This window comes from Micromonospora sp. NPDC002411, from assembly GCF_053592955.1.
The window spans coordinates 1-8,748 of record NZ_JBSFBM010000282.1 but is presented as its reverse complement, the minus strand read 5'-3'; the positions used below and the strand labels follow the sequence as shown (position 1 = coordinate 8,748).

Sequence of the window (8,748 nt, the reverse complement as noted above, 5' to 3'; positions counted from 1 at the left end):
GACCTGCTCACCGCCGTCGAGCGTTCTCGCGTCCAGGGTGAAGCGCACGCTGGTGGAATGGTGACCACCGGCCTGGGCGGCGGCCGGTGCGCGGCGCGGTCAGCCGCCACAGCAGCGGCACGCGGGGCCGGTCGACCCAACGGCCCAGCCGGGCCAGCAGGGCGGGCAGCACCGTCAGCGAGCCGGTCACCGCGACTGCGACCACCAGGATCGAGCCGACCGCGAGGGACGAGAAGACCACGTCGCCGGCGAGCAGCAACCCGGCCATCGAGATCATCACCGCGAGGCCGGAGACCACCACCGCGTGACCGGACGTCTCCGCCGCGATCTCCACGGCGTCGAGGCCGGAGCGGCCCTTGGCGCGTTCCTCCCGCTCGCGACGGATGTAGAACAACGAGTAGTCGACCCCGACCGCCATCCCGATCAGCAGGATCACCGGGGCCGTGGTGTCGGTCGCCGGCACCAGGTGCGAGGCGAGGGTGGACAGACCCATCGCGGCGGCGACCGACGAGAGCGCCAGCAGCACCGGCACGCTGGCCGCGATCAGTGCCCCGAACGCGATGATCAGGATCGCCAGGGTGACCGGCAGGCTGAGCAGCTCGGCACGCTCGAAGTCCTTGCCCAGGGTGTCGTCGAGAGCCTGGCCGATCGACGGTCCACCGACCTGTTCCACCCGCACCTGCGGATGTGCGGCCTGCACGGCGGCGGTCGCGTCGCGCAACGGCTGCACCCGCTCCGAGGCCGTCTCCGGGTCGCCGGACATGGTGATCGGCACCAGTAGTGCCGAGCCGTCCCGAGCGGTGACCGGCTCACCCACAGCGGCCACCCCGACGACAGTGCGCAGCCGGGCCGCCGCGTCGTCGGCGGCTGCCGTGGCCGCCGCCTGGTCCAGCGCACCGCCCGGAGAGGTGATCAGGACGTTGTCCACGGCCGGGTCGTCGAAGTTGGCGGCGTCCACGATCAGGCCGGCCCGCCCCGCCTCACCGATGGCCTGGTCACCGCTCGTGGCCTCGTTGAGACCAGCGGCGTTGCCGCCGACGAAGCACACCGCGACGAACACCGCCCACAGCGCGATCGCCCGCCACGGGTGCTCGGCGCTCCACCGCGCCAGCCGCACCGTCACCGGTCTTTTCCGCATCTCGGATCCCCCTGTCACGTCAGCCCCCCAGTCAACGGAGCTGACGTTAGGGGCGTGACGAGGCGGTCACATCGGGGATCGGCCCCGGCCCGCCCCGGAAACCCGGGGCTGGTCGGTGGGGGTCGGCGCGGCGGGCATCAGCCACGAATCGGACGTACGCCGGGGTCCAGCCCGGAGCGACCCGCCGCGACCCGCCGACGCCGCCCCGGAGTCGACTCCGGGTCATCCCCGAAGGGGACCCCGGGGCCGCGGCTGGCAGCGCGGGCAGCTGTACGAGGACCGGTTCATGAACGCCTCGCGGCGGATCGGCGCACCGCACCGACGGCACGGCTCGCCCTCGCGGCCGTACGCGTTCAGCGCCCGGTCGAAGTAGCCGCTCTCCCCGTTGACGTTGACGTAGAGGGCGTCGAAGCTGGTGCCGCCCTCACTGATCGCCTCGCCGAGCACGTCACGGACGTGGCCGAGCAGGCGCTGCACGGCCGGGGCGGTCAGCGCGTCGGTGGGTCGGCCGCCGTGCAGCCGGGCACGCCAGAGCGCCTCGTCGGCGTAGATGTTGCCCACCCCGGAGATCAGGGTCTGGTCGAGTAGCGCCCGCTTCACCTCGGTGTGCCGGCGACGCAGCGCGGCGACGAATCCCTCGTCGGAGAACTCCGGGTCGATCGGATCACGGGCGATGTGCGCGATCTCGTCGGGCAGTTCGGCGCCGCCCTCGCTCACCGAGAGCCCGCCGAACGTGCGTTGGTCGACGAAACGCAGCTCCGGCCCGTCGTCGGCGAACCGGAAACGGACCCGCAGATGGGTCTCGTCGGTGGTGCCGGATGGCTGGAGCAGCATCTGACCGGACATGCCGAGGTGACCGATGATCGCGTCGCCGCTGTCCAGTGGCAGCCACAGGTACTTGCCCCGACGGCGGGCGTCGAGCACCGTCCGACCGGCGAGCACGTCGGCGAAGTGCACGTCACCGGGCACGTGCCGACGGACCGCACGTGGGTGACGGACCTCGACCGAGACGATCCGGCGGCCGACCACCCACTGGGCCAGCCCCTGCCGGACGGTCTCGACCTCGGGCAGTTCAGGCACGCCGTGACCCCGTCTCGTGGCCGTCGGCGCCCCCGGCCGGCAGGACCTGCGCCAGGTGGTCGGCCTGCTCGGCCTGGGCCGCCCGCTCGGCGCTTTCCAGCGGCCCGCCCCGGCTGTCCTGGCTGGCCTCGCCGTTCTGGCTGGCAGTGCCGTTCTCGCCACCACCGGTGTTCTGGCTGTCGTCGCCGTTGTGGCCGTTCTGCTCGGCGAGCGTCCGCCAGGCGGCCTCGGCGGCGCGCTGCTCGGCCTCCTTCTTGCTGCGCCCCTCGGCGCCGCCGTACCGGTTGCCGGCCACCACCACCCACGCGGTGAACGTCTTCAGATGGTCCGGGCCGGTGCCCTCGATCCGGTACTCCGGAACGCCGAGCCCGAGCGCCGCCGTCAGCTCCTGCAGGCTGGTCTTCCAGTCCAGGGCGGCACCCCGACCGGCCGACTCGGCCATCAACGGGTCGAAGAGTCGGTGGATGACGATGCCCGTGGTGTCCAGCCCGTACTGAAGGTAGATCGCGCCGAGCAGCGCCTCCAGCGTGTCGGCGAGGATGCTCGCCTTGTCCCGACCGCCGGTGGTCTCCTCACCCTTGCCGAGCAGCAGGTACGCGCCGAGGCCGTCCGGGCCCAGACCACGGGCCACGTCGGCGAGCGCCCTCATGTTGACCACGCTGGCGCGCAGCTTCGCCAGCTGCCCCTCGGGGAGGTCCGGGTGGTTGTGGAACAACGCTGTGGTGATCACCACGCCGAGCACCGAGTCGCCGAGGAACTCCAGCCGCTCGTTGGTGGGCAGCCCACCGTTCTCGTACGCGTACGAGCGGTGGGTCAGCGCGCGCTGGAGCAGCTCGGGTTCGAGACTCACGCCGAAGGCGGCTTCCAGGTGACCGACGGATACCCGCCGCCTCTTGTCGTTGCTCATGATGTGCGTACCTCGGTGTCGGTGGAACGGTTGGCGCGGTCCGTCGCGGCGTCGCCGTCGAGCAACGCGGAGACCAGATCGGTGGCGCGCCGTCGCCACAGGTGAGCGGCGAGGGCGATGCCGGAGGCGACGTCGCCGGCGCGGGCGGAACCGTGGCAGACGACCACCGTCCCCGCCACGCCCAGCAGGGCGGCAGCGCGGGGAGCGCCACCTTCGGCGGGAGGGCCGCCGGCCATGGCGTACGCGCCCTCGATGGCCTTGAGCAGCACGTTACCGGTGAACCCGTCGGTGACGACCACATCGGCGCGCGCGCCGAGCGTCACGTCGTACCCCTCGACCAGGCCGATGTAGCGCGCCCCGGCGGGGAGTCGTTCGGCGGCGAGCAGCGGGTCGGTGGCCCGGCGGACCCGATCGCCCTTGCCGGCCTCGGTGCCGACCGACAGCAGCCCGACCCTGGGCGCGGGGATCGAGTGGGCCACCGCGGCGTACGCGGCGCCGAGGACGGCGTGGCGGGCGAGAGTGGCCGGGCGGGGTTCCAGGGAGCCACCGACGTCGAGCAGGACGACCGGCCCGGCCACGGCGGGCAGGGTGGCGACCAGGGCGGGTTGGCGGATCTCCGGCCAGCGGCCGAGGCCGAGAACGGCAGCGGTGACTGTGGCACCGGTGGCACCGGCGGACACCATGGCATCGGCGGTGCCGTCACGGACAGCGGTGACCGCGGCGCGGACGGTGCTCTCCTTGCGGGCGGCACTGGGGTGGTCGGCCATGCCGACGACGTCGCGGACGGGCCGCACCGCGACCCGGACGCGCTGCGCCGGATCGAGGTCAGCGATCAACTCGTCGGCGACCTCGGTCGGGCCGACGAGGAGCAGGTGCAGGTCGGGGTCGGCGCGCATGGCCCGCAGAGCGCCGTCAACCACGACGGCGGGAGCGTCGTCCCCGCCGAGGAGGTCAACGGCGATCCGCGCGGTGCCCGGCTCCACGGGAACGCCGGCCGGAGTCGGCCGGGCATCGGGAGCCGGGGCACCGGGCGAATGCCAGGATGCGCGCGCCGCCCGACCTGGGGTCGGGGGCGTCACTGGGCGTCCAGGTCAGACCTCGAGAACCTGGCGGCCGTTGTAGGTGCCGCAGACGGAGCAGGCGGCGTGCGGCAGCTTCGGGGACTTGCACTGCGGGCACGCAACGGTCGCGACCACCGTCGCCTTCCAGTTCGCCCGGCGGGACCGGGTGTTGCTGCGCGACATCTTGCGCTTCGGGACGGCCACGGTTCTTACTCCTCTGTAACGGTCAGTTGCGACAGGCCCGCCCAACGCGGGTCGATCTGCTGGTGACTGTGGTCGGCCGGCAGATCGTCCCAGTGCGCCCCGCATTCGGGGCACAGTCCTGGGCAGTCCTCCCGGCAGAGCGGGTTGGTCGGCAGCGTGAGCACCAACGCGTCCCGCAGCGCCGGCTCCAGGTCGATCAGATCGCCCTGCATCCGGCCCACCTCGTCCTCGTCGGTCGTGGCGTCCGTGGTGCTGTCCTCGTACGCGTACAGCTCCTGGATCGTCACGCCCATCGAGTCGTTGATCTCGCGCAGGCAACGGCCGCACTCGCCCTTGACGGGACCGGTGATGGTCCCGGAGACGAGCACGCCCTCGGACACCGACTGCAACCTCAGATCGAGGTCGAGATCCGCACCCTCCGGCACGCCGATCAACTCCACACCGAGGTCCGCCGGTGCCGGCACGACCCGCTTGACCTCACGCAACGCGCCAGGGCGGCGCGGCAGGTCCCTCGTGTCGAGGACCAGCGGCGACCTGGGGTTGAGTGTCGATGGCGAGTGCTTGGGCATAGTTAGACTCCGGCCGGTGAGAGGCCGACAAAAAAGGTTACCTGGACGACCGCCGGACCGTCGAACCGGGGGCGACGCCTGCGGCGAGAATGTCGGCTGGTGAGGTGCCGCTCAGAAGGGTAGCGGGCGTTCCGCCTCGTCCCCAGCGAACGTGCCGATCTCACGCAGGGCGTGCATCTTGTCCCGGCCGCGCTCTATCGAGGCCAGCGCCCGGGTGAGGAACTGTTCGAAGTTGGCCAGCGCGGTGTCGACGTAGTCGTCGACCTCCTCACGCAGGCGCTGCGCCTCGGCTCGGGCCTCCGCGATGATCCGGGCACCCTCGTGCTCGGCCGACACAGTGATCTCGTTCACCGAGACCAGGCGGGCGTGTTCTGCCTCACCCTCGCTGATGATCCGGTCCGCCTCGCGCTTGCCGGCCTCCATGATCTTGTCCCGCTCCTCGAGGAGCGCGGCGGCGCGACGCAGGTCGGCGGGCAGGTCGGCACGTATCTCGTCGAGGGCCGCGATCGTCTCACCCCGGTCGACCATGCAGTTGTTGCGCGACATCGGGACGGAGCGGGCCTGCTCCACCATGGCGATCAGTTCGTCGATGCGATCGAGCGGGTCCACCGGTACCTCACTCCTGTCGTTCTTCGGCCGACCTCCATGATGCGGGCTACGGCCGTTCCCCGCGCCACCAATCATGGCGTGCCCGCCCCACCCGCGCCCCATCCGCCCCAACCCGGCGCGTCGCGACATCGTCACCCGGCGCCCACCGTGCCCGCACTCTTGCCTCGATTTCCGGGCAAAAAGGGGCGTCCCGGGGCGGAGCGGTGCTATCGCCGGCAGAGGGTGTGATCAGCTACGGGGGCCGAGGCGGGCCTGGAGAGCCTTACGGACCGGGTCGGGGACATGGGCGGAGATGTCGCCACCCCACTTGGCCACGTCCTTGACCAGGCTCGACGAGAGGAACGAGTAGAGCGGGTTGGTCGGCATGAAGAGCGTCTCGACACCCGCCAGCCCGATGTTCATCTGGGCCATCTGCAACTCGTAGTCGAAGTCGCTGACCGCGCGCAGGCCCTTGATCAGCACACTCGCCTGCTGGGCCCGGCAGAAGTCGACCAGCAGCCCGCGGAACGACTCGACCCGGACGTTCCCGTACGACGAGGTCACCTCGCGGAGCATGTCGATCCGCTCCTCGACGGTGAAGAGGCCACTCTTCGACTGGTTCACCAGCACACCGACGATCACCTCGTCGAAGAGCCGACTGGCCCGCCCGATGATGTCGAGGTGTCCGTTGGTGACCGGATCGAACGAACCGGGGCACACCGCACGTCTCATGATCGGCGACCGTACCAAAGTGTGGTCTCGCCGTAACGGCGACTGCGGTCCGGGGTGATGCCGTCCACCCAGTCGAACTGCCTGGTGCGACGGGACCGCTCCACCACCACCAGCGCGTCGGGCGCCAGCCACTCGCCGCCGACCAGCGCGGCCAACAGGGCGGTGATCTCCTCGTCCGGAACCGCGTAGGGAGGGTCGGCGAAGACCACGTCGTACGGGCCGCCGTCCGGGCCGGCGGCCAGCGCCGTCGCCACCTTGCCGGCGACCAGGCGGGCTGCCGGGCCGACGCCGAGGGTTGCGACGTTCTCCCGGATCACCCGGGCCGCGCGGGGGTCGGACTCGACCAGCAGGACGTGCCGAGCACCCCGGGAGAGCGCCTCCAGACCGACCGCGCCGGAGCCGGCGTACAGGTCGGCGAAGCGGGCGCCGTCAAGGTCGACCTCGGCTTCGACGGCGCTGAACAGTGCCTCCCGAACCCGGTCGGACGTAGGTCGGGTGCCGGCGCCGGGAGGCGCGGCGATCCGCCGGCCACCGAGCGTGCCGGCCACGATCCGGGTCATGGTCTCCACCTGCTCATGCCCGCGACGCTACGCGACCCTTCGGACCTGCCGGCCGACACGGTCGGTACCGCCACAACGATCAGGTGATCACTTCTCGTATATCAATGATCTCAACTTCATAACATCCGTCTTAGCAAATCCTCAAGGCTGTCTCATGCGAGGCGTTCTCGCTAGGGTCTGCCGGGTGCCGGCGGCAACCCACCGGCCCGCGGTACGGGAGGGCACCTCTCCGGTCGGACGTGCGGCGACCGTCCACTGTCACTCCCGTGCCACACCCCTGACGCTTCAGCACTCCAGGAGTACCCGTGATCCGTCCCAAGCTGTCGCTACGGCGACCGCTGGCCATCCTGGGAGCCGCCCTCATCGGCCTCACCGGGGCAGTCGCGGTGGCCGGCCCGGCCAGCGCGCACCACACCACGATCACCGCCGTAGCCGACTGTGACCGGCTCACCGGCGAGCGAGTGATCACCTGGAAGGTGGAGAACAGCGAGCGCAACAAGGAGGTCACCCTCAAGAAGGTGACCGCCGACCCGTCGACCGAGGTCACCGTGCCGGTCAAGGGCTCCAAGGCGGTCCCGCTGCAGGGCTCCGTCATCCCCAAGGGCGGCAGCGTCCTGGCCGTCCAGCGAGTGCCGGGCGACACCAAGAGCGCCAAGCTCACCGTGTTCGGCAAGTGGAAGCAGAACGGGCAGGAAGCCACCAACGACGGCAGCATCAACCTGGCCGCCGACAGCTCCTGCGCGCCGACCCCGAAGTGCGTCGACGTCAACAAGGCCAAGTACAGCCACACGTTCGACGGCCCGAAGGGCACCGCCACCGTCAAGCTCGACGGTGACCTGCCGCTCTGCGGCGAGGGCAAGCAGTGGTTCACTCTGGTGTCGTACTTCGCGCCCCGGCCGCAGTTCGCCACCCCGCAGTACGTCTACGGCACGCCGGACAGCAACTGGATCGGCGGCACCCAGACCGAGATCACGCTGAACGTCGAGATCCCGGACTGCCACACGCAGGTCGACCTGATCTGGGGCGGCAAGGACGAGGTCATCGACGAATTGGTCGAGGGTGGCAAGCGCTACGACAACAAGAAGCTCGGCTCCCCGGGTGCCCCGGGCAACCGCTCGAAGGGCCCGCAGGGCTGGTACAACGGCGGCAACAAGAGCTGCACCACCCCGGCCTCGACCTTCGCGTCCAACTGCGACGGTTCGGTCGCCGTGTCGCTGAGCAACGACGGCAAGATCAGCAAGTACGCCGTCGAGTTCGAGGTCAAGGGCGAGAACGGCTTCACCAAGAAGGTCTCCGTCCCGGCTGGCAAGGCCGACACCAGCGTTGTCGTGCCCGCTGCTGACGCCGGCAAGATCGAGGTGCTGGTCGACGGCAAGGTGGTCGAGAACGGCACGTACAAGTGGGAGCGCCCTGAGGACTGCCCGCTGCCGGTCGTCACCACCAAGGCCGACTGCAAGGACTTCGCCCTCACCGTGACCAACCCCGAGGGTGGTCTCCCGGTCAAGGCGACGTTCACCTACGGCGACAAGAACGAGACCCGCACGGTCGCGGCCGGCAAGTCGGAGACGGTGACCTTCAAGGCCAGCAAGGCCGAGTCGGCTCTCGTCTCGCTGCCTGACCTCGACCTGGAGATGGAAGCGGTCTACACGCCGGAGGGCAACTGCGGTGGCGGTGGCGCTGGCGGCGAGGAGCCGGGCCTCCCGGTCACCGGTGCGGCGGCGGGCGGCATCGCCGCCGGCGCGATCGCGCTGCTGATCGCTGGCGCGGTGCTCTTCGTCATCGCTCGGCGTCGTCGGGTTACCTTCACCGCCTGAGACAACCCGCTCTGACAACTGAGGGCGCGCCGACCACCCCGGCGGCGCGCCCGTCGTCAATCGCGGGGGGGCCCCTCCCAGATAGGGAGAGCGTC

At 70.9% G+C, this 8,748-nt stretch carries 10 protein-coding genes; 1 reads left to right on the top strand and 9 read right to left on the bottom strand.

The features are described 5' to 3' along the window. Positions 1-7 precede the first annotated feature (7 nt). The 9 genes from ACWCO3_RS26655 to rsmD form a co-directional block, all read right to left on the bottom strand. On the bottom strand, positions 8-1,138 hold the full coding sequence (locus ACWCO3_RS26655) for an MMPL family transporter (protein ID WP_450012631.1): 1,131 nt from the start codon (positions 1,136-1,138) through the stop codon (positions 8-10). 222 nt (positions 1,139-1,360) lie between these two features. Further along, positions 1,361-2,218 carry a bifunctional DNA-formamidopyrimidine glycosylase/DNA-(apurinic or apyrimidinic site) lyase gene (mutM, locus tag ACWCO3_RS26650; RefSeq protein ID WP_450012629.1) on the bottom strand — a complete coding sequence of 286 codons (858 nt, stop codon included), beginning with the start codon at positions 2,216-2,218 and terminating at the stop codon, positions 1,361-1,363. Continuing rightward, positions 2,211-3,125: a ribonuclease III gene (rnc, locus tag ACWCO3_RS26645; protein WP_357933569.1), complete on the bottom strand. Its 915-nt coding sequence runs from the start codon at positions 3,123-3,125 to the stop codon at positions 2,211-2,213. Before rnc ends, mutM begins: the two co-directional genes overlap by 8 nt. Then, positions 3,122-4,108, bottom strand: coding sequence for a phosphate acyltransferase PlsX (locus ACWCO3_RS26640; RefSeq protein ID WP_145785106.1), 987 nt, complete (start codon positions 4,106-4,108; stop codon positions 3,122-3,124). The genes rnc and ACWCO3_RS26640 overlap by 4 nt, the downstream gene beginning before the upstream one ends. Before the next feature lie 108 nt (positions 4,109-4,216). Beyond that, positions 4,217-4,390, bottom strand: a complete 174-nt coding sequence (gene rpmF / locus ACWCO3_RS26635) for a 50S ribosomal protein L32 (RefSeq protein ID WP_030335284.1) — start codon at positions 4,388-4,390, stop codon at positions 4,217-4,219. Between the two features lie 5 nt (positions 4,391-4,395). Further along, a complete protein-coding gene (locus ACWCO3_RS26630; RefSeq protein ID WP_088991069.1) occupies positions 4,396-4,959 on the bottom strand; it encodes a YceD family protein in 564 nt (187 codons plus the stop codon). Between the two features lie 111 nt (positions 4,960-5,070). Beyond that, positions 5,071-5,568 carry an SPFH domain-containing protein gene (locus ACWCO3_RS26625; protein WP_088991070.1) on the bottom strand — a complete coding sequence of 166 codons (498 nt, stop codon included), beginning with the start codon at positions 5,566-5,568 and terminating at the stop codon, positions 5,071-5,073. A gap of 228 nt (positions 5,569-5,796) precedes the next feature. Further along, entirely contained in the window at positions 5,797-6,279 is a 483-nt protein-coding gene (gene coaD / locus ACWCO3_RS26620; protein WP_088991071.1) for a pantetheine-phosphate adenylyltransferase, read from the bottom strand. After that, a complete protein-coding gene (gene rsmD, locus ACWCO3_RS26615) occupies positions 6,276-6,839 on the bottom strand; it encodes a 16S rRNA (guanine(966)-N(2))-methyltransferase RsmD (RefSeq protein WP_145785107.1) in 564 nt (187 codons plus the stop codon). The genes coaD and rsmD overlap by 4 nt, the downstream gene beginning before the upstream one ends. 305 nt (positions 6,840-7,144) lie before the next feature. On the opposite strand from rsmD, the gene ACWCO3_RS26610 reads away from it, so the two are divergent. Further along, positions 7,145-8,653, top strand: coding sequence for a cell wall anchor protein (locus tag ACWCO3_RS26610; protein WP_145785108.1), 1,509 nt, complete (start codon positions 7,145-7,147; stop codon positions 8,651-8,653). Positions 8,654-8,748: the final 95 nt, after the last annotated feature.

Excerpts from the sequence above, each read along its gene's own strand:
- ACWCO3_RS26655 (WP_450012631.1), bottom strand. The coding sequence starts at position 1,138 with ATGCGGAAAAGACCGGTGACGGTGCGGCTGGCGCGGTGGAGCGCCGAG.
- rsmD (WP_145785107.1), bottom strand. The coding sequence starts at position 6,839 with ATGACCCGGATCGTGGCCGGCACGCTCGGTGGCCGGCGGATCGCCGCG.
- rnc (WP_357933569.1), bottom strand. The coding sequence starts at position 3,125 with ATGAGCAACGACAAGAGGCGGCGGGTATCCGTCGGTCACCTGGAAGCC.
- coaD (WP_088991071.1), bottom strand. The coding sequence starts at position 6,279 with ATGAGACGTGCGGTGTGCCCCGGTTCGTTCGATCCGGTCACCAACGGA.
- ACWCO3_RS26630 (WP_088991069.1), bottom strand. The coding sequence starts at position 4,959 with ATGCCCAAGCACTCGCCATCGACACTCAACCCCAGGTCGCCGCTGGTC.